18 protein-coding genes are annotated in these 19,834 nt (G+C 52.4%); all 18 read right to left on the reverse strand.

Going from position 1 to position 19,834, the window contains the following annotated elements; all coding sequences use genetic code 11:
* Positions 1 to 84 precede the first annotated feature (84 nt).
* Entirely contained in the window at positions 85 to 855 is a 771-nt protein-coding gene (locus tag L6H98_RS29680) for a type III pantothenate kinase (protein ID WP_236421317.1), read from the reverse strand.
* 6 nt (positions 856 to 861) lie between these two features.
* Complete coding sequence (nadC, locus tag L6H98_RS29685; RefSeq protein ID WP_236421318.1) at positions 862 to 1,728, reverse strand: carboxylating nicotinate-nucleotide diphosphorylase; 867 nt, start codon at positions 1,726 to 1,728, stop codon at positions 862 to 864.
* A complete protein-coding gene (nadB, locus tag L6H98_RS29690) occupies positions 1,725 to 3,362 on the reverse strand; it encodes an L-aspartate oxidase (protein WP_236421319.1) in 1,638 nt (545 codons plus the stop codon). Before nadB ends, nadC begins: the two co-directional genes overlap by 4 nt.
* 35 nt (positions 3,363 to 3,397) lie before the next feature.
* Positions 3,398 to 4,336, reverse strand: a complete 939-nt coding sequence (nadA, locus tag L6H98_RS29695; protein ID WP_236421320.1) for a quinolinate synthase NadA — start codon at positions 4,334 to 4,336, stop codon at positions 3,398 to 3,400.
* 299 nt (positions 4,337 to 4,635) lie between these two features.
* Positions 4,636 to 6,684 carry an ATP-dependent zinc metalloprotease FtsH gene (ftsH, locus tag L6H98_RS29700; protein WP_236421321.1) on the reverse strand — a complete coding sequence of 683 codons (2,049 nt, stop codon included), beginning with the start codon at positions 6,682 to 6,684 and terminating at the stop codon, positions 4,636 to 4,638.
* Between the two features lie 100 nt (positions 6,685 to 6,784).
* On the reverse strand, positions 6,785 to 7,324 hold the full coding sequence (hpt, locus tag L6H98_RS29705; RefSeq protein WP_236421322.1) for a hypoxanthine phosphoribosyltransferase: 540 nt from the start codon (positions 7,322 to 7,324) through the stop codon (positions 6,785 to 6,787).
* Between the two features lie 52 nt (positions 7,325 to 7,376).
* A complete protein-coding gene (tilS, locus tag L6H98_RS29710) occupies positions 7,377 to 8,816 on the reverse strand; it encodes a tRNA lysidine(34) synthetase TilS (protein ID WP_236421323.1) in 1,440 nt (479 codons plus the stop codon).
* 45 nt (positions 8,817 to 8,861) lie between these two features.
* A complete protein-coding gene (locus L6H98_RS29715) occupies positions 8,862 to 9,809 on the reverse strand; it encodes a serine/threonine protein kinase (protein ID WP_236421324.1) in 948 nt (315 codons plus the stop codon).
* The gene (locus L6H98_RS29720) at positions 9,793 to 10,545 is read right to left on the reverse strand and encodes a VWA domain-containing protein (protein WP_236421325.1); all 753 of its coding nucleotides are present in this window, start codon (positions 10,543 to 10,545) and stop codon (positions 9,793 to 9,795) included. The genes L6H98_RS29715 and L6H98_RS29720 overlap by 17 nt, the downstream gene beginning before the upstream one ends.
* Positions 10,546 to 10,629: 84 nt before the next feature.
* On the reverse strand, positions 10,630 to 13,134 hold the full coding sequence (gene spoIIE / locus L6H98_RS29725) for a stage II sporulation protein E (protein WP_236421326.1): 2,505 nt from the start codon (positions 13,132 to 13,134) through the stop codon (positions 10,630 to 10,632).
* Positions 13,135 to 13,549: 415 nt separating this feature from the next.
* On the reverse strand, positions 13,550 to 14,047 hold the full coding sequence (locus tag L6H98_RS29730; RefSeq protein WP_236421327.1) for a S1 domain-containing RNA-binding protein: 498 nt from the start codon (positions 14,045 to 14,047) through the stop codon (positions 13,550 to 13,552).
* Between the two features lie 196 nt (positions 14,048 to 14,243).
* Positions 14,244 to 14,579 (reverse strand): septum formation initiator family protein, encoded by a 336-nt coding sequence (locus L6H98_RS29735; RefSeq protein ID WP_236421328.1) that lies wholly within the window; start codon positions 14,577 to 14,579, stop codon positions 14,244 to 14,246.
* Positions 14,580 to 14,591: 12 nt separating this feature from the next.
* The gene (gene yabQ / locus L6H98_RS29740) at positions 14,592 to 15,161 is read right to left on the reverse strand and encodes a spore cortex biosynthesis protein YabQ (protein ID WP_236421329.1); all 570 of its coding nucleotides are present in this window, start codon (positions 15,159 to 15,161) and stop codon (positions 14,592 to 14,594) included.
* Positions 15,158 to 15,442, reverse strand: a complete 285-nt coding sequence (yabP, locus tag L6H98_RS29745; protein ID WP_236421330.1) for a sporulation protein YabP — start codon at positions 15,440 to 15,442, stop codon at positions 15,158 to 15,160. Before yabP ends, yabQ begins: the two co-directional genes overlap by 4 nt.
* A gap of 196 nt (positions 15,443 to 15,638) precedes the next feature.
* Positions 15,639 to 15,917, reverse strand: a complete 279-nt coding sequence (locus L6H98_RS29750) for an RNA-binding S4 domain-containing protein (protein ID WP_236421331.1) — start codon at positions 15,915 to 15,917, stop codon at positions 15,639 to 15,641.
* Positions 15,917 to 16,189, reverse strand: a complete 273-nt coding sequence (locus tag L6H98_RS29755) for an HU family DNA-binding protein (protein ID WP_236421332.1) — start codon at positions 16,187 to 16,189, stop codon at positions 15,917 to 15,919. Before L6H98_RS29755 ends, L6H98_RS29750 begins: the two co-directional genes overlap by 1 nt.
* Before the next feature lie 283 nt (positions 16,190 to 16,472).
* Positions 16,473 to 17,966, reverse strand: coding sequence for a nucleoside triphosphate pyrophosphohydrolase (gene mazG / locus L6H98_RS29760; RefSeq protein WP_236421333.1), 1,494 nt, complete (start codon positions 17,964 to 17,966; stop codon positions 16,473 to 16,475).
* Between the two features lie 130 nt (positions 17,967 to 18,096).
* Positions 18,097 to 19,800 (reverse strand): oligosaccharide flippase family protein, encoded by a 1,704-nt coding sequence (locus tag L6H98_RS29765; RefSeq protein ID WP_236421334.1) that lies wholly within the window; start codon positions 19,798 to 19,800, stop codon positions 18,097 to 18,099.
* Between the last annotated feature and the right edge of the window lie 34 nt (positions 19,801 to 19,834).

Raw genomic sequence — 19,834 nt, forward strand, 5'->3', positions numbered from 1 at the left:
AAAGAGAAAAAGCTCCTGCAAGCGACAGAAAAGACGGCCCGTACTTCAGACTGTCCACCAGCCCGCTGTCTGCCGTCCTTATCCTTACCTTTCCCGGTTCCGTTCATAAATGATACGCAGCCCTTCCAGTGTAAGCAGCGGATCAACCTTCTCGATGCTGCGAGTCTCCTCGGCAATCAGTGATGCCAATCCCCCTGTTGCGATCACCGTCGGCTTCGCGTCCATCTCTGCGCAGATGCGTTCCACGATGCCGTCGACCTGGCCGGCATATCCGTAAATAATGCCTGATTGCATGGCATGTACGGTGTTGCGGCCAATAACCTTTTTGGGCTTTTCCAATTCGATGCGCGGCAGCTTCGAAGCCCGTTCATACAGCGCCTCGGTGGCGATATGAATGCCAGGCACGATCGCTCCGCCGAGATAATGGCCTTTCTCGTCAATGCAGTCGAAGGTCGTTGCCGTCCCAAAATCGACAACAACGAGCGGTCCGCCATATTTGGCGGTGGCAGCCACGGCATTAACGATCCGATCGGCGCCTACCTCGCGCGGATTTTCATATCGCAGATTCAGGCCGGTTTTGATACCGGGCCCAACCAGCATCGGCTTTTGGCCGATGTATTTTTCACACATCGTTTCAATCACGTTCACCAGCGGCGGAACCACCGATGAAATGATCACGCCTTCAATGTCTCGGGCAGACATGCCGGACATATGAAATAAATTATAAATCAATACGCCGTATTCATCCACTGTCGACTGGCGTGAGGTACTCAAGCGAAAATGATGGAGCAGCTCCCGTCCCCGGTATACCCCAAGCACGATATTGCTGTTGCCCACGTCCACAACAAGAATCAAAGAGGTTCACCCCTCCTTCTTTTCGTTTAAATCCAGGCTGATATCGAGGCTCTCGAAAGAATAGGTTAACCTGCCTACCGAAATTACATCCACACCCGTCTCGGCAATTCCTCGGATCGTCTCCAAAGATACATTTCCTGAAGCCTCCACCTTAACATGTGGGGCCTGCTCACGAATGACGGCGACGGCTTCACGCATCAGGCCGGGCTGCATGTTGTCGAGCATGATGATGTCCGCGCCGGCCTGCAGCGCTTCCTGCACCTGTTCCAGATTCTCCGTCTCTACTTCAATGGTCATTGTATGCGGAATAGCCATTCTTGCCCGTTTGACCGCTTGAGTGATACCGCCTGCACCTTTAATATGATTGTCTTTGATCATGACTGCATCATAGAGGCCAAACCGATGATTCGCTCCCCCGCCGACGCGTACGGCATACTTCTCCAGCATGCGGTGGCCCGGCGTCGTTTTGCGCGTATCCACCAATCGGGTTGGCAACCCTTCCAATGCGTCCACATACATACGCGTGCGGGTCGCAATGCCGGACATGCGTTGGAGCAGATTCAAGGCAAGTCGCTCTCCCGTCAGCAGACGATGCGTACTGCCCTCCACCTCGGCTAAAATCGTTCCACGTGTAACACGATCGCCATCTTTCACTTTGGCGGCAAAAGAAAGCGTTCGGTCCACCTCGCGGAAAACAAGCTCGGCTACATGGATTCCGGCAACGATACCATCGTCCTTGGCATGGATCACCGCTTTGGATTGATGACCTTCCGGGATCGTTACAGTTGTCGTTACATCACCCGAACCGACATCTTCGCGAAGCCAGCCCTTAATCGATTCAATCAGTGCTTCATTATATCCATCGAGTATCATGACATCAATTCCTCCACGATCGCTTGTTCCCGCTGCTGCAGGCTGTGTCTCTGCCAAACCGCGTCATTACGTTCGGGGTAATCCTCACGATAATGAGCTCCCCGGCTCTCCTGCCGGTGCAAGGCTCCGCTTGTCACCAGCCAGGCACATGTCAGCAGGTTTGCATATTCCATTTCCTCAACTTGCTCAAGCTCCTGTTCAAAAAAGGCCATCTCCTGCTTCAACTTCTCGGAGGCTTCGCGCAATCCGTTCAGGTTACGCCGCAATCCGACTTGTCTTACCATTAGCTTCTGTAACCGTAGACGCCGCTCGGAAACAGGTTTTTGATCTAACGTTATCCGGTTGACTCTTGGATCAGGGTTCCCGATGAAACTTGTTTTCGAATGGTTTTTCTCCTGTGCAGTTAACGGAGGCAGCTGAGAAATCCGTTCGACGATGCGGCTTCCGAACACGATCGCTTCGGACAATGAATTGCTGGCCAGACGGTTTGCACCATGCACGCCTGTGGACGAGACTTCCCCGCAAGCGAACAATCTTGAAATGCTGCTCTCCCCGTTCATATCCGTCTTCACGCCACCCATCATGTAATGGGCCGCAGGAGCGACGGGTATCCAATCGGATGTCAAATCAAGTCCGTAACGCATGCAGGTTTCATAAATGGTTGGAAAACGGTGTTTGACCATCTCTGCCGATTCATGCGTAATGTCCAGATAAACAAACGTGCTGTTCGTAGCTTCCATCTCGCTAATGATCGCCCTTGCTACGATATCGCGCGGTGCAAGCTCCAGCTGCGCATGATACCGCGCCATGAACCGTTCGCCCTTCACGTTGCGCAGATACGCGCCCTCGCCGCGAACCGCTTCGGAGATCAGGAATCTCGGGGCATCGGGATAACAGAGCGAGGTTGGATGAAACTGAATGAACTCCATATCACGAACGACGGCGCCAGCACGATACGCCATAGCTACCCCGTCGGCTGTCGCTACTTCCGGGTTCGTTGTGTATCTATACAGCTGCCCCGCCCCGCCTGAGCAGAGCACTGTGGCCTTTGCCTTCACAAATACTCTTGTTCCATCAGGCTTTTGCACAAGCACGCCTCTACACTCGCCATCCCCGGTTATCAAGTCGATGACGAAGTGTTCATCCCAAACGTCGATGCCGGGATGCTCGCTCACTTCAACGGCCAGCGCACGCACGATTTCGTAGCCTGTCGCATCTCCGTTTGCATGCAGTATGCGGCGGTGGCTATGCGCGCCCTCCTGTGTCAGTGCCAGCTCGCCGTCCTCGAGATCGAACAAGGTGCCCAGGCGGATCAGTTCCTTGACTCCGTCGGGCCCTTCATTTACCAAAGCTTCCACCGCTTCAGGACGACAAAGCCCGGCCCCGGCCACCATCGTGTCCTGCAGGTGGTATGCCGGCGAATCGTCCTCAGCAATCACCGCGGCGATGCCTCCCTGAGCATAACGGGTATTGCTTTCGAGCAACGATTTCTTCGTAATCATGAGTACGCGGTTCTGCGCGCTCGCCTTGATGGCCGTAAACAAACCTGCGATGCCCGATCCAATCACCAGCACATCCGTTTCATGCACCGGCAGCAGGGATATATCAAAATCTACTACATATTGCGGTATCATGTTATTCACCTGTCTTGGAGCAAGAGTAGCGCACGCTACTTCACGAGTAACATGCGCTCTAGCGATTCTCTGGCTTTATCGGCAACGGCCGGCGGTACGTAAATTTGCGGTTTCATCGTTTCCAGGCATTTCACCAGTTTCTTCAGGTTGTTGACCTTCATGTTTGGACATACGAGGAATTTGGTCGCGAAATGAAATTGTTTATCCGGGCTGTCCAAACGAAGCTGGTAGCCTGTTCCGTCTTCGGTTCCTACGATGAATTCTTTGGCCGTAGAATTTTTGCAATATTCCAGAATGGCCGTTGTGCTGCCTACGAAATCCCCCATGGCCACTACTTCCGGGCGGCATTCCGGATGCACGACAAATTCGGCGTTCGGATACTTGGCTTTCATCTCCACAACATCTTTTACAGTCAGCATGTCATGTGTGTTGCAGTAACCTTCCCAAATAATCATTTTCTTGTCCGTGTGCTGCTGCACATAATGGCCCAGATTTTTGTCCGGCACCCAGATGATTTCGTCAGAATCGACAGATTGAATGACTCTGACCGCATTGGCTGATGTACAGCAAATATCGGTTTCTGCCTTGATTTCGGCGGAAGAGTTGATGTAAGTAACAACCTTGGCATTCGGATGCTGTGCTTTCAGCTTTCGCAATCCGTCCACATTCACCATATCTGCCATCGGGCAGCCGGCACGTTCGTCCGGGATGATAACCGTTTTGTTCGGCGCCAAAATCTTAGCGCTCTCCCCCATGAAGTGTACGCCGCAAAAAACAATGACATCGGCATCCGTCTGCGCTGCCTTCTGGGCAAGCAAGAACGAATCCCCACGAAAATCGGCGACCTCCTGCACCTCGTCACGTTGATAATAATGGGCAAGAATAATGGCGTTACGTTCTTTTTTCAACTGCAGCAGCCGCTCCCGCAGCTCCCGATTCATCTCAGCCTTGCGCTCTAATGCCAGAGCTTCCACCTGCGATCCTCTCCTTTATCAGGACAGCGCATAGCGCTGTGTTGTATAAGGTTGTGTACCGTAATTTTCGCTTGAGAAACGAATCACAAGCGGTTTAACACCTAATGTACACAACGTTCACGAGTCTGTCAATTAATGAAAACGCCACAGAATTGCCACGTATCGGCCCATTTCCTGCCCGGTTCGCGTCCTAGCTCTCCATTTGCGTTATCTTGATCCATTCATGTATTTTTGCAAAAAAAAAGAGCCGGAAGGCTCTCTTTTTAATCCGCGCTAACAACGAGCGGTTATGATTATGCTTAGGATGTCGGCTTCGAACCACCATCGCTTGGATCGGTGCTATCGCCTTTATCCAGGTTCGGAGCTTCGTTGGGAACATCTCCGGCTGGTGTCTCAGGCACTACATCATCCTTGCCTTGAATACGAACGCGCACATCACCGATATTATCAATGATTGCCTCGCCGCTTTCATTAGGTGTACCTTCATTGCCATTGTCGCTGGCGGCTTTATTGCCCAGGGATCCTGTTTCAATCAATTGCTTGATTTGTTCCATCTCCAGGGTTTCTTCTTCCAGCAACGTTTGTGCAATCAGGTGAACTTCCTTCGAATGTTTCACGAGCAGGTCTTTACATTTCTCATAACATTCCGTGATGAAACGCTGCATCTCCTGATCGATCTCATAAGCGATGGAATCCGAGTAGTTTTGTTCGTGACCGATATCGCGACCAAGGAACACTTGCCCTTGCGAGCTGCCGAATTGCATTGGTCCCAATTTCTCGCTCATACCGTACTCCATTACCATGCTGCGAACAATACCTGTTGCTTGCTGGAAGTCGCTATATGCGCCAGTACCAATCTCGCCGATGAACAATTCCTCTGCTACACGGCCCCCCAGGAGACCCGTAACTTTGTCCAGAAGCTCTTGCTTGGTGACGAGCATGCGATCCTCTTTTGGCAACATGATGACGTATCCACCCGCGCGTCCACGCGGTATAATGGTCACTTTATGTACCATATCGGCATGTTCCAGGAAATAACCTACGATGGTATGACCCGCTTCGTGGTAAGCAACGATGCGTTTCTCGCGATCACTGATGACACGGCTTTTCTTCTCCGTACCCACGATGACACGGTCAATCGCTTCATCTACCTCGCGCATCGAAATATCTCTCCGATTACGGCGTGCCGCAAGCAATGCCGCTTCGTTCAGGAGATTTTCCAGATCCGCACCGGAGAATCCGGTTGTACGCTTCGCGATCACATCCAGCTTCACATCTTTGGTGAGCGGTTTGTTACGGGAATGTACTTTCAGTACAGCTTCACGGCCTTTAACATCCGGACGATCTACCGTAATTTGACGGTCGAAGCGGCCTGGACGCAGCAACGCCGGGTCGAGAATGTCTGCACGGTTGGTTGCGGCAACGATAATGATGCCTTCGTTCGCCCCGAAACCGTCCATCTCAACGAGCAACTGGTTCAGCGTCTGCTCACGTTCATCGTGACCGCCGCCAAGTCCGGCACCACGTTGACGTCCCACGGCATCAATCTCGTCAATGAAGATGATACATGGTGCGTTTTTCTTTGCATTTTCAAACAAATCGCGTACACGGGAAGCACCGACACCGACGAACATTTCCACGAAATCGGAACCGGAAATGCTGAAGAACGGCACTCCTGCTTCACCCGCTACGGCACGCGCAAGCAAAGTTTTACCCGTACCCGGAGGACCTACAAGCAATACGCCTTTCGGAATCCGTGCGCCGACAGCCGCAAACTTGCGAGGATCCTTGAGGAAGTCAACGACCTCGACAAGCTCCTGCTTCTCTTCGTCCGCACCGGCAACATCTTCGAACGTGACCCGTTTCTTCTCTTCATTGTAGAGACGGGCACGGCTTTTACCAAAGTTCATTACTTTACCGCCGCCGCCTTGAGCCTGATTAAACAGGAAGAAGAACAGGAGGAACATAATGATCAAAGGAATAAAGGAGGTCAGCAATGTCAACCAAATGCTGTCACCTCTCATGGGCTCCTGATTAAACTCGAAATTATTGGTTTCGCTTGCCTTTACAAGCTCCCCAATCGCTTCGTCTGTAGGAGGAATGTACGTCGAGAAATTTTCTGATTTGGCTTCTGCTGGCTTGGTTCTGTAATGACCGGTTACCAGAAATGACTGTCCATCGAACTGAACCGTCAAATCTTTGACGTTATCGGCCTGAATCGCCGAACGCAACTGATCATATCTAGGATTATCGGTGGCTTCGCCGCCATTGCTGACGAATTGGACTATGCCCACCACAACTAAAAAAAGAATCAAATAAAAACCAGAATTCCGGATGAACCGATTCATCCCCTACCTCCTCTCGAGACACTTTATTTATTTTAACATAGCCCGATATGGCTTCTCAACAGAAGCAAAAAAGCCGCTCGGGGCTGGGGTCCAGCACAGATTAACTGGTGTAAACCTCTGGTTTCAAGATCCCGATATAAGGGAGGTTCCGATACTTCTCGGCGTAATCCAGACCGTAACCAACAATAAAGGCATCCGGAATGTCAAAGCCCGTATAATGCGCTTCCAGCTCGACCTTGCGGCCGGACGGCTTGTCAAAGAGTGTCACTACGCGAACCGATTTGGCTCCGCGGCCTTGCAGCAGTTCGATTAAATAACTGAGCGTAAGTCCGCTGTCGATGATATCTTCAACAATCAGGACCTCGCGTCCATCGACGGATACGTCCAAATCCTTGATGATTTTGACAACGCCGGACGATTTGGTTGAAGCGCCGTAGCTGGATACCGCCATGAAATCCATCTCCACGGGTACAGTAATGTTTTTAACCAAATCAGCCATAAATATAAACGCACCTTTGAGCACGCAAATGACCAAAGGATTGCGACCTGCATATTCGGCGCTCAATACTGCACCAAGTTCCTTCACCTTGTTTTGAATCTCTTCCTCGCTGATCAATACTTCCTGAATGTCGTTCTGCAACTGCGTGAACCTCCTAAGTTATACTATGAAAGCCTTACCTGAACCATAACCACTACCCCTGAATCGCTGAATCGCCTACAGTCATGTACAGAATGGCAGAAGTATCCTCCTTCACCGGAGCCAGACTGGACCGGCGCACGCCCGGCAACCAAATAATGTTGCCAGCACCGTCACATACCACAGGAATGCGTGGTCGGACAGAGGGAGGTACCTTTTCGTCGATGAAAATATTTTTCACCTTTTTGCTTCCGTTTAATCCCATGACCTTCATGGTATCTCCAGGTAACCGTGAACGCACAACGAGCGGCATGATCAGTTCGTCCGCATCAAATGCGGCCACGTCAGCCGATTCGGGTGCAAGGTAGTCCTTGGGGCTCAGGGGGAATAACCGCAGTTGACGATTAATCTCCATGAGCGAAAGCTCGCAAACTCCGCTCCATCGCTCGAGACGATACTCATAAGATTGATCCTGTACTTCATTCCGTACGCCAAAGGAAATATTGTCGTATTCCCGAGTACAGACAAAGGTTTGTCCCAGATCCAGACTCCAGGTCGTCGAATCGTTCTCCGTGACCTTGCGCCGAATGGTTTCGATCCGGGTAAAGTCGACAAAATCACTGTCCAAAGGCAGATAATTCAATATTAGTTTAATCAACCTCCGTTGTAAAGCGACATGTAACTTCAAAAAGGAAGGCAACTCAAAGGTCTGCCTTCCGCCGTTCTTCTGCACTAGACAGCTGTATGCGTCGAGTGCACCCTGCCCCATGAATTCGTCTTCATCGCCCACGATTTCGGCAAGACGATTCAAAGACGGCGTGATCTGTCCGTTAAATTGCTCCAAGAAAGGGAGCACATCCAGACGGATGGCATTCCGTGTATATTTTCGGTTGGTGTTCGACTCGTCGTTCACATACGGGAAACCTTGTGTATTACAAGCTTCTACAAGGTCCGTCTTGTTTATACGAAGGCATGGCCGAATTAGTTCCACATTTTTTTCGCGACGTTTAAACCTCATGCCGGCAAGGCCGGAAAGCCCGGAGCCGCGCAATAAATGAAGCAAAACCGTCTCCGCCTGGTCATCGGCATGGTGAGCCAGCGCAATGCTGGATGCATCGTATTTGCGTGCGACCTCATGCAAAAAGGCATAGCGACGGTCGCGTGCAGCTTCCTGCGAACCCAAGCCTGTAAGCTTCATATACGAAGGAATATCGGCTTTGATCCACTCGAAGGCAATCCCTAACCGACCTGCCAATTCTTTGACCATCTCGGCTTCCTGGTCCGATGCTTTTCGGAACCCGTGATGCACATGTGCACAGATCAGTTCAAGGGGCGTATGGCGGGTGCTGATTTCATGCATGATATGCAAAAAGGCCACCGAGTCCGGTCCGCCGGACACCGCAACGACGATCCGATCCCCGGAAACCCATAACCGATGCTCTTCTGCTGCTTCCATCACATTCTTCACCAACATGTCCAAGCCTAAAGCTTCCATCCCTGCTTCCTCTTTCCTTGCGTTATGTATATGCACTCGCATCAGTCAGTTCAGGAGTGCATAGATGAGCGCCACAATAAGTATAATGATAGAAATGGCAAATGCGCTTTTAAGCCAGCCCGGCGTCGCACCTCTGGACGAACGGCGGAGCTTGGACGGCCGCGCCATCATCTCTTTCCAGCCGCGAATCGCTTGCTCCGCATCGGTGAACTGTCCCCGCAAGGCTTGGACCGTCCAGCTCTGGAGCGGCTTCATCCGCTCGCTGCGCATAACCAGGGCAACGAGTTGATTGACGCTCCGCAATTGCGGCAACCCCTCTGCTGCCAGCCTTTTTAATTCTTCTCCCTCCAACACATGAATAAGCAATAAAGCAAATGCAAAAATATCATAAGTCCCGTCAGCAGCACGGCTTCCTGCATTCCAGAATCCGCGATCATACCATTCGGTAAATTGTTTGACGCTGCGCCCCATCGATGTTACACCGCCGTAATCAATCAGTTCGACTTGGCCGTAATCGGTTACGAGCACGTTCTGCGGTTTGAGGTCTCCGAACACCCATCCGGCCTGATGCAGTTGGGACAGCTTCTGCAGCAACCGCAGACCGACAACGATTGTCCACTCCGTTCCCTGGCGCCTTATAAAGTGATGAAATGCCTCGCCGCGAACGTAACGCATCACGTAGAAGGGGATATCCCGTCCCTCAACGGAGTAATCGTCAACCTCTTTTAAATAAGAAGGAATGCCGCTCTGTTGCAAGGCCTCGTGCTTGCGTTGCAGTTGAAACGATTTGAGCACGTTGACTTCCGATTGCAGATCTACCGGATCGAACCCCATTTTGAGTGCATAATGTTTCCCGTTTTCCCGCCGCTGGACAAGAAAAACGATGCCGTTGGCCCCCTTGCCCAGCAGCTTCCGGACGGTATAACGGCTTCGATTCCATTTTCCCGTAATGACGGTGCCCGGCGGGAAAGAAGCATCAGACAACGTTGTCACCGAGCATCCCTTCTCTTTCAATGCGATAGTTCCCTTCTATTTCCTGCTGTTCCTCCAGTGTACCATAACGATAAAAATCAATCACCCTCTGAATCGCGGGTCCCGTGGGCGTCGCGCCTTTCATTTGCAGACGTCCAAACAGCGACTTCACGCTGCCAGGATCGTCCGTCCAGTCTATATCCATCACGGCCTCTTCACCGCTGTGCCGGCCGGGAAAGTGAAATACCGCAAGCCGGCTCTTTCCAACCCTCGCCTGCAAGCTTAGCATCAAGTCGCGGATGCCTTCTTCCACGGCAGGCAGCTTGGGCTTCATGCTTGCACTGACATCGATCAGCAGCACAACCTGCAGCGGAGCGGTTTCCGTCATGTTATCCATAACTTCAACAACCTGCGCCCGCTGCGCAGGCGCAAGATCGGTCACGCTTTTAGGCGAGTTTTCTCCGAAAATCTGCGTGAGCTCGCGGTTAACGGCCTGTTGGATCGTCTGTACCACCGTTTTTCTGGTCATCATCTGCATCGTTTGGGCCAGCTGTCTGGTGCCCACGATCTGACTGATCCCTCCCCCGGCTCTGGCAATGTCTTCGATTTCTCGGCTTCCGAGTTCTCCAATCGTGCCATAATCGATAACCCCGACCACATTCACAGTTATGCCTTCTTCATGCGCCTCAGCCGCAGCAAGCACAGGACTTGTGCCCACATTGGAACAACCGTCGGTAATCAATAGAATTTGCTTCATCCGATATCCCTCCGTTTCGTTACTCTTCAATTCTATGACTAGCATTGCCAGATTGAAGAGATTTCAAACAAGAGGGAACGGGCTTCAACTTACGGTGCGCGGCCGTTCCATCCGGCTAATTCCGGGGACCCGCAATGTGGCCCACTCCGGATGGTAGTGCTCTACCTTGGCCACGATCACGGTCATGTCGTCATAAATCTCATGCTGCTGGTATCGGATCACGCTCTCCAACAGGCAGTCCGCCACTTCCTGCGGGTCTTCGCTGCTCACCTCCTGAATCAGGCGTTTGATCCACAGTTCTTTGTTCACGGCATAACCGGGTGCATCATAAATGCCGTCTGTCATCATGATCAAAATATCGCCGGGCTGGAGCTGTACGGTCACCAGATCGACCTCGATATCTTTGATGATGCCAATCGGGAGATTGCTGGCCGACACTTGAATGACCTCGTGTCCCCTTTTAATGAAACTCGGCGTTGAGCCGATCTTCATGAAGGTGGTTTCGGCCGAATACTCGTCAATGAGCGCCATATCGACAGTAGCATACATTTCTTCAGGGGAGCGCAGCATCAGAATGGAATTCACCGATTTGATCGCCAGTTTTTCATCCATCCCGGATTGCAGCAGCTGCTCCAATATATTTAAAGCCGCACTGCTCTCCATCCGTGCCCGCTCACCATTGCCCATGCCATCACTGAGGGCTACCGCGAACGTGCCGTTCCCCATCTCCACCGTGCTGAAACTATCGCCGGAAAACAGATCCCCGCCTTTGGCTGCGGCGGCCACTCCAGTCGTAATCTCAAACGTTTTGGCCGACCCGAAGGTGACGGTAGCCAGCCCCTGTTTAGGATCGGTCATCGTTTCATGCAGGACAGCAATGTGCTCGTCCAGCACCTCCGAAATGAGCGGAGCGATCATTTTGCGGCACTCGTCAAACCCCCGCGTGTAGGCGTGGACAATTTCAATTTCCACATTGCCTGCCTCCAGACTAATGATCTCGATGGAATGAATCAACAGGCCGAATGATTCCAGCGCTTCCCGAATTTGTTCCTCCTGCTGCACCATCTCCTCGCTTTCCCGCTGAATCTCCCTCGCCAGATCCTCCATCACCTGGGATACGCCCGACAACTGCTCCGCAACAAGCTGGCGGCTGTCCATGATCTGCCGCTTCCACTGCAAATCATGCTGATACAGTCCATATTGGGCACGCATAACTTCAAGCACTTCCTCCGGTTTGGCACAGATCCGGTTCCATCCCACCGGAATCTGCTCTGCCGTCATCTCGGGGTTGGCCTCAATCGAACTCATCACGTCAGTCATATACCTATAGGTTTGAATGAACTTGGCGTCCCAGCATTGGGAACGTTTGAAGCAGGACGCGCAGGTGCCCTCCGCAACAGCATTCATGAAATGCTCCATACCACCCTCATTTTTCACGGCTTCGCCCGCCCCTGACATCTGGTCGAAGCTTCGGGACAACTGGCGGAACACTTGCGAAAAGCGGGTAACCCGCTCTGCCGTCACGTCGCGAATGCGTTTGGCATACTCATGCTGTGACTTCGTGTGGTCTTGCGTGCCTGGCACATATCTGGATATGGCGGCCATAATGCTTTTGGGGGTAAGTATGAACAAGGCGATGGCTGCACAGGTTTCCCATAACGAATTCATTACGTCATTAGGCCCGCCAAGGTAGATAGACAGAATAGATGAGCCGAGCAGCATGCCGAGTATAACGCCCGGGCGTTTCCCCTCCCGCAGCATCCCGGCCAGCATCCCGGCAAAGGCGAGCAAACTCATCTGATAGATGGCGCTCATATCAGCCAGGCTCAAGATCAGGCCGGTTATGACCCCGACCGAAGCTCCCAAGGGCGCTCCGCCTACCAAAGCAAAGATCAAAATTAGGTATCGCGATAACATATGTTCCACGGAGAGAGATTGTATCGTCCATCCTACGGCACCTGTCATGACGGAAGCGAGCAGAATGATCAAGCAAAGGATCTCCTCGCTTTTCAAGTTAAGCTTTTTTTTGCGGAACGTGAAGAGTGGAATCGCTTGTATGAACACAAGGGTAAGCACGAAACTGAGCACCGAATCCAGCGTCAGCATCATCATGGCATACCAGCTGAACGAAGGGCCGATCACGACGGCAAACAGCTTGACCAGAAAAGTGGTCATGAACACCATGGCCGGCGCATAGGATAATTCAGCGCGATCATATGTGGACAAACCTTTGTAGAGCAGCAGGAAAATGGCAATTTCGGCCGCAACGATCAGCACAACCGGGAAGGGCGCGAAGAAGCTGCCTGCCAGCAAAGCAATGCCCACCGGGATGACATAGTCTTTCCGCATAAACGCAATGACGGCAAAATACGCGATGGCAAAGGGGGACAGTTCATTCAGAATCATCGCCTTCCCGAGTAAAAAACCCATCGCAGTGAGCAGCATTACCCACTTCCGTGCAGCAACGAACTGGACCGCCTTGCGGGAGCTGAACCATTGCTTGATTCTTCCGGACAGATCCTCCCACGCCTTCGTACGTTCTTTCCCTGCTTTCCATCCCGGAAATTGAATGACATTCCACTTTTCCATATCCCAAGGCACCCCATTCGTATGTTTTCAATTCCATCTCATTGGTACCGATTATAGATAGAATGAAAGACATAGTTTGTCACAATAACTGGACAGGCCATAAAAAATTTACGACAAAAGACTCGGCGATTGCGCAGTGCGGCAGAACCCCGTCCCTATGCTTGCTTTGCCGATTTTTGCTCCTCCATCCAAGGGAGGCGATTGTCTGATTTTGAATCGTTTCTGTTCCAAGCGCTGCAGCATTCAAACAAAATACCTGCGGAATGCCATGGAATGCTGTCGGTAAAAAATGGTAGACGACAAATGTTCTTATTTACTGCCTGGGCAGCTGCAAAAATCGCAAAGAACGCTAAAAAGCCGCCAGCCCGAGGGCTAACGGCTTTGAACGTATATATTTTAAATCAGGTTGAACAGATTAGACACGTTTAGCTCCGCGACCTCCGCGTTTGCCTTCCGTGTTCTTCTTGAGCGAAGAGATCCGTTCCTCGCTATCTTTCAGGAAGCGTGACATTTTATCCTCAAATGAAGGTTTGCCTGCTGCGGGCTTGAAGGAACGTCCTCCGCGGTCACGGTTGAAACCACCTCCGCCGCCGCCACCGAAACGTTCGCGATCTCCTCCACTGCGTTCCGGTCTAGGACCTCTCGGGGGTCTCGACTGCGTCTGTTGCTCAACCGGTTTGTCAACAGCCTGCTTGATTGAAAGTCCGATCTTTCCGTCTTTGTCAACGTTGATGACCTTCACTGTAACCACGTCATTAAGCTTCAGGTGGTCGTTGACATCTTTGACGTAATTGTCGGCGATTTCCGAGATGTGAACGAGACCCGTGACACCTCCTGACAGATCCACAAATGCTCCAAAATGCGTGATGCCTGTCACCTTGCCCTCTAACTTGGTGCCCACTTCAATTGCCATAGAATAAAATGATCCTCCCTTAAAAATATACAACCCGATTTTTGGATGCAAAAATCAATGCTGTGCTAAACTGATTATACCTTATGCCTCAAACCAAGGTCAACTGAGCTGCTCCCTATAATAGAGCCTATTTTTTCCGGATTCGATGACCCTGGAACCGTATCGAGCGCCTATCCCTTCGTATGGACCAAACTCGTCAGTTTCCTGAGCCCTCCACCTTAATCGGCGTTTCTTCAGGGAGGTAATACCCTTTTTTACGTGCCAGCTGTCCTATGTATTCAGGGTCCTTCAACCGGCTGACTTCATACTTCAACTGATCCAGCTTTTTCAACGTCTCTTCCTGGGATGCCTGTTGAGCGGCCAGTCGAGAGCTCTTGTCCGAAATCTGTGCGTTCTGTACGAAGAACGTATAGAGTGCCCAGATGGTGAATAAAACAACAAAAACCATCCATAACATCAACCTTCTTCGTGAAGCAGCAGATTTCCCCTGGCCTGTTGGAGCGGCGGTTCGCCCCAAGGTTGTTCTGCCCATATACGGACCTCCTTAAAACCAGCGTTTCCATATCGCTGCAACCCTTGTCCACGCCTGAATCATCCAGCGCGGCGTTACCCAATGCTTCAGCAGCGGCCTGAACATCCAGCGAAGCAGCTTTCCGAAAGGCACCAAGCATTGTAATACGAGCTTGCCCACAAAAAGGAGAATCGCCAGTATAAATCCCAACAACACGCGCACTAGCTTATATACCCCTTTGGCGGGCATGACGACAAGGACGTTAAGGATATGTCCACACCAATGAATCAGCGTTCTTGCGAGTTTAATTAACATTACCACAAAACGTTGGGTTGTAACACTTAAAAGCCAAAAATAGAAGCAAACCCCCACAATCAGCCCCAAAAAGACATAAAAACGCAGCTGCCCATGGTTGCCGGCGTACAGCATCCGAAAAACGAACAGCGCCGAAGCGATCCAATACAACAGATCGAGCGTGTGGACGCTCCATCTCGGAAATCGTAGTTGCCCGCATAACACCCGGTAACTGTCATAGGCCACTCCCATTACGGCTCCCGAAAGGACCATCCACACCAAAGTGATCCATTGAGTATCCGGACTCATCGGAACATCTTGCCGAACAAGCCCTTGCCGTTTTTGGTCTGGGAACCGGGGTCCAGATACTGGAGTGAACTCACTGTACCTTCTATGGACAGCAAACCTTCCTCCAAGTTCAGGTTTTTGATATGTAAATTATGTCCGCGGATGGTCAAATGTCCAAGTTCAGTTTGAAGCAAAAACTCCTCGCTGTCAAAACTCTCCACATTCGAAACACCTGTCAGATCCAACAGCTTTCGATTTTGCATGTTCACATGATGCTGCTTTGGCTTACCGTACTCAACCATGGCATGTACCCCTCCTTCTACACCTAGCTTATGGAGCAGAAGAAAGGAATAGAACCTTGGGTACTAACAGAAACAAAATAGAATTGTCGCTGAACGAAAAGCCAAAAGGGCTGCCCCTCGTCAATTGCATGACTTACGGGACAGCCCTATGTCGATGGTTTTGCAGAAAGATGCTGCAAGGCATCCCAGGCGAATGTTACCAGTTCAGCCCGTTATCCTTTGCGATCGGCTCTTCCTTAACCAAGGTATAGAGGCTGGTCGCCTCCTCCTTCTTGGTGCTCTCCGCAAGTCGCTCTACCTTTACCGTGACCAGTTTCTGACCGAACTGAACCGTCAGCTCATCGCCTACCTTAACGGCAGCGCTTGGCTTGGCTTCTCGTCCATTGATCAGCACGCGTCCCTGTTCGGAAACGTCTTTGGCCACCGTGCGGCGTTTGATCAGCCTTGAGACCTTCAGGAATTTATCAAGACGCATTATTTTACAGCTTCTTTAAGCTTGTTGCCCGCTTTGAATGCAGGAACAATGGACTCAGGAATAACGATTTCATTCCCTGTTTGCGGGTTGCGGCCAGTGCGGCCGGAACGTTTGCGGGTTTCGAAAGTGCCAAAGCCGATCAATTGTACTTTGTCTCCGCTAGCAAGTGCATCTGTAATTTCGCCCAAAAAGCCGTTCAGTACAGCTTCGACGTCTTTTTTAGTCAATCCGCTTTTCGTGGAAATGTTGTTGATCAGGTCTGTTTTGTTCATCTTTTAGAAGCCTCCCAAATTGAAAAAAAAGTATCTGCGAATGCGCTGCAGCATATAAGCCGCACCTTGATTCGCGCAAGGTTACTACACATGTATTCTGGCTTCGGCTTCGAATTCCTGCCTTCGGCGACGACTTTTTTTAACAATCGCCACACCAATTCGCCAAAGACCGTCAAGTCCAATACCTAAACCGATCCATGCCAATCAACATTATACGGGATTTCAAATCCAGCGTCATTCATCTAAGTTGGATTTCTAAGAACGAATGTACCGACCGCTCCGTTTACAAGCCTCTTTGCTTGGCCTCCTGCCAGTATCTTTCCATCTCCTCAACATTGCTCTCTGCAGAGGTTTTCCCCTGCTCGCGCAACCGGGTTTCGATGTAGTGGAAACGCTTCGTGAACTTCCGGTTGGTTGCAGCCAGCGCTTCTTCAGGATCAGCATCGATGAAACGTGCCACATTGGCAGTGGCAAATAAAAGATCGCCGAGCTCCAGCTTGCGTTGTTCGTCGGAGTGATTCTGTTGTACGGCTTCCTTCAGCTCAGCCAGCTCCTCTTCGATTTTGGCAAATACGCCATCGACATCGTCCCAGTCAAAGCCGACTTTGGCTGCTTTTTTCTGCAGCTTGTATCCTTTCATCAGGGCAGGCAGGTCGGGCGGTATGCCGTCCAGAACAGAGGCTGCCTTCAGGTCCTGGCCTTTGCGGCGTTTCTCTTCTGCTTTCATCTGTTCCCAATTCTGCAGCGCTTCATGCGCATCGCTGGCCTGATTTTCGCCAAAAACATGCGGATGCCTGAAAATAAGCTTGTCGTTCAACCCTTCAATGACATCGTACACGTTAAAAGTGCCGACCTCCTCCTCCATTTGGGAGTGCAGCATGATCTGCAGCAGCAGGTCGCCGAGCTCTTCCTTCATGTGGTCCGGATCGTCCTCGTCTATCGTTTCGATGACCTCGTACGTTTCTTCGATCAGGTTTTTGCGGATGCTCTGATGCGTTTGCTCCTGATCCCACGGACATCCGCCAGGGCTGCGAAGAATGTTCACGATCTCGTGCAGGCGGGCAAATGAGCGGCGGCGCAAATGATCTTCCGTATTTCTTGGCACATAGATCAGCGACAGATTCCCATATCCTTCGACCCGATCGAGATCATGCAGCGGCACTTTCCGGATGATTTCCTGATCCTGCACGCCCAGCGCATGACCGACATAGACCGGATACTCATCCGGATACACTTCCATCAGGCACAATTTCACGTCGGAAGCGGTGAACGTGTCATACACTTGTCCGATCAGCGTATGCAGTTGGGGCTGAATCAACTCCGGACTCAAGCTGCTTGCATCAAGCAGCTGGAACCCTTCAATCGGGTCAAAACCGAGGCGGATGAACGCTTCGTCCAGAAAACTCTCTCCGCCCATCACCCGCAGCGATATTCCCTTGTCCGGACAGCGCTCCTTCAACAGCCGCACGCTGGCTTCGGCAACCATGGGATGCCCTGGAACGGCATATACGATTTCGCTTCCGCCTTCACCTTGACATGCAGCTTCGATAAGCCGGTTCGCAATCTCGTCATACACTTCCGGAAAAGAAGCCTTCGATTCATAGATGGAATCGAACGACGTCATCTTGAGCCCTTCCTGCCTGAGATCGTCCAGAACAGGGTGATCCAGCGTGCGGACGTACAGAACGGCCGCCTGCTTCATTTTTTTCACGATTCCTATCGTCAGTTGATCGGCATCTCCCGAACCCAGGCCAACCACCGTTAATGCTGCGCTCATGCACAAACCTCCGTATCTTGCGTCCCGCTCTTTCGAACCGGGCGTCGCATCATGATTACACGTATTATACCAGAATCTGCCGCTCGCCTGTAAATGGCGCTCATGCAGGCTGTGCAGCATGAGCGGGTGACTAGCGCAGAATACGCAGTCTGCGCAAGATCGCGGCCAGGCGAGCGCCCACTTTCGGAACGGACGCCAGCTCTGCGGCGGTAAGCAGCCCGGTTCGCGCCGCGGCCAGCACAAACACGGCTATGCCTGCGGCCATGCCCAGCAGGCTGATGCCCATCGCGGCCAGCCTGCGATCGGCCGCGATGCCCACGCCGCCGAGCACCGCTTCGGCGGCCCAAGCCGTGACCGCCGCCGCCACACCCATGGCGGCGATCACCAGCGCCGGCTTCGCCAGGGCGGCGCCGATGGCCGGGCGCATGCCGCTTCGCCGCGCCAGCAGCGCCACGTTCAGGCCGGCCGCCAGCATGTAGGCGGCCGCGCCTGCCAGTGCCGCGCCGCTGATGCCCAGCGCCGGCACGAGCAGCACGTTCAGCAGCGCCTTGACGCCTGCGGCGGCAAGCATGCTGAACGCGGGAGCGCGCACGGCGCCGAGGCCTTGCAGCAGCGCCGCCGCGATAATGCTGACGGTGCTGCCCGCGGCCGTCAGCGCCATGTACCGCAAAGCTTCCGTGCCTGCGGCATCCCCGTACAGCATGCGGTTGATCGGCTCCGCCAGCACCGCAAGCCCAGCGGATGCTGCCAGGCCGATGAGCCAAAACCAGCGCAGCGCCATGCCCGCTTGCTGTCTTACGGCTTCCGGCCCACCCTTCAGCCGGGCTTCGGCCATCGCCGGGATGAACAGCACCGATAGTGACGTGGCCAGCATCGTCACCATCTGCACGAGCGGCAGGCCGCGATTGTAAATACCGAAATCGACCATGACCCCGATTTCGTCCAATCCTTCGCGCTGAAGCAGCCGCGGCACAGTGAACGTGTCCACCAGGTTCATGAGGGGAACGGCCAACGAACCGAGACAAACCGGGATCGCGTAAGCCATTAACATACGAACCCACTCGGCATTGCTGCGTTTGCCTGCTGCCCCGGTTGTCTCCATCTGCCCTTGTACGGGGTCCTCCTTCCATCGTCCTGTCCTGCTCCATGTACCCGTCGGTCCGCTCTGGTCCACAGCCTTCAGGCGATGGCGATGGCGATACCAGAAATACAGCATAACCAACAGTCCAGCGATGCCGCCCGCTGCCGATCCGAGCATCGCACCTGCGGCAATCGTCTCCAGCGAGGCTTCTTTCCTTAACAGCCATAACAAAAGAACAATCATGACCGTCACCCGAACCGTTTGCTCCAAGACTTGGGATACGGCCGTAGGCACCATTTGCTGCAGTCCCTGAAAGTAACCTCGCAGTCCTGTCATCAGAGGCACAAAGAGCAACGCAAGCGAGGCGGTACGTATTGATGCTGCTACATGGCTGTTTCCGATAATCTTTGCCAGAAGGGGGGCTCCCGCATACATCAGGGCAGCCATGACCAATCCGATTCCCCCGAGCAAGGCGGAAGACAGGCGGGCAACTCTCCGTCCTTCTTCCGGTCTCCCCAATGCATTTTCTTCAGCCACGAACTTGGAGACCGCAGCAGGCAATCCAGCCGCTGCAATCGTGATGAGCATCATATAGAACGGGTACACCGTGTTATAAATGCCGAAAACACCGTCGCCCCCCAAGTTTTGCAGCGGAATCTTCTGAAAAGCTCCGATGACTTTCGACATAATGGCCGCCAGCGCGAGCACAAACGCACCCTGCAGCAACCTCGAAGCCGTAGATGGCTGTCCCATAATCTCCTCCTGCACCATTTCCGATCAAGAATAA

The sequence above is a fragment of the Paenibacillus sp. JJ-223 genome (genome assembly GCF_927798175.1).
GTDB lineage: Bacteria > Bacillota > Bacilli > Paenibacillales > Paenibacillaceae > Paenibacillus > Paenibacillus hubeiensis.

Excerpts from the sequence above, each read along its gene's own strand:
- L6H98_RS29765 (WP_236421334.1), bottom strand. The coding sequence starts at position 19,800 with ATGGGACAGCCATCTACGGCTTCGAGGTTGCTGCAGGGTGCGTTTGTG.
- L6H98_RS29730 (WP_236421327.1), bottom strand. The coding sequence starts at position 14,047 with ATGGCAATTGAAGTGGGCACCAAGTTAGAGGGCAAGGTGACAGGCATC.
- spoIIE (WP_236421326.1), bottom strand. The coding sequence starts at position 13,134 with ATGGAAAAGTGGAATGTCATTCAATTTCCGGGATGGAAAGCAGGGAAA.
- yabP (WP_236421330.1), bottom strand. The coding sequence starts at position 15,442 with ATGGTTGAGTACGGTAAGCCAAAGCAGCATCATGTGAACATGCAAAAT.
- yabQ (WP_236421329.1), bottom strand. The coding sequence starts at position 15,161 with ATGAGTCCGGATACTCAATGGATCACTTTGGTGTGGATGGTCCTTTCG.
- nadC (WP_236421318.1), bottom strand. The coding sequence starts at position 1,728 with ATGATACTCGATGGATATAATGAAGCACTGATTGAATCGATTAAGGGC.
- L6H98_RS29735 (WP_236421328.1), bottom strand. The coding sequence starts at position 14,579 with ATGGGCAGAACAACCTTGGGGCGAACCGCCGCTCCAACAGGCCAGGGG.
- L6H98_RS29755 (WP_236421332.1), bottom strand. The coding sequence starts at position 16,189 with ATGAACAAAACAGACCTGATCAACAACATTTCCACGAAAAGCGGATTG.
- L6H98_RS29720 (WP_236421325.1), bottom strand. The coding sequence starts at position 10,545 with ATGAAGCAAATTCTATTGATTACCGACGGTTGTTCCAATGTGGGCACA.
- L6H98_RS29750 (WP_236421331.1), bottom strand. The coding sequence starts at position 15,917 with ATGCGTCTTGATAAATTCCTGAAGGTCTCAAGGCTGATCAAACGCCGC.
- nadB (WP_236421319.1), bottom strand. The coding sequence starts at position 3,362 with ATGATACCGCAATATGTAGTAGATTTTGATATATCCCTGCTGCCGGTG.
- mazG (WP_236421333.1), bottom strand. The coding sequence starts at position 17,966 with ATGAGCGCAGCATTAACGGTGGTTGGCCTGGGTTCGGGAGATGCCGAT.
- ftsH (WP_236421321.1), bottom strand. The coding sequence starts at position 6,684 with ATGAATCGGTTCATCCGGAATTCTGGTTTTTATTTGATTCTTTTTTTA.
- tilS (WP_236421323.1), bottom strand. The coding sequence starts at position 8,816 with ATGGAAGCTTTAGGCTTGGACATGTTGGTGAAGAATGTGATGGAAGCA.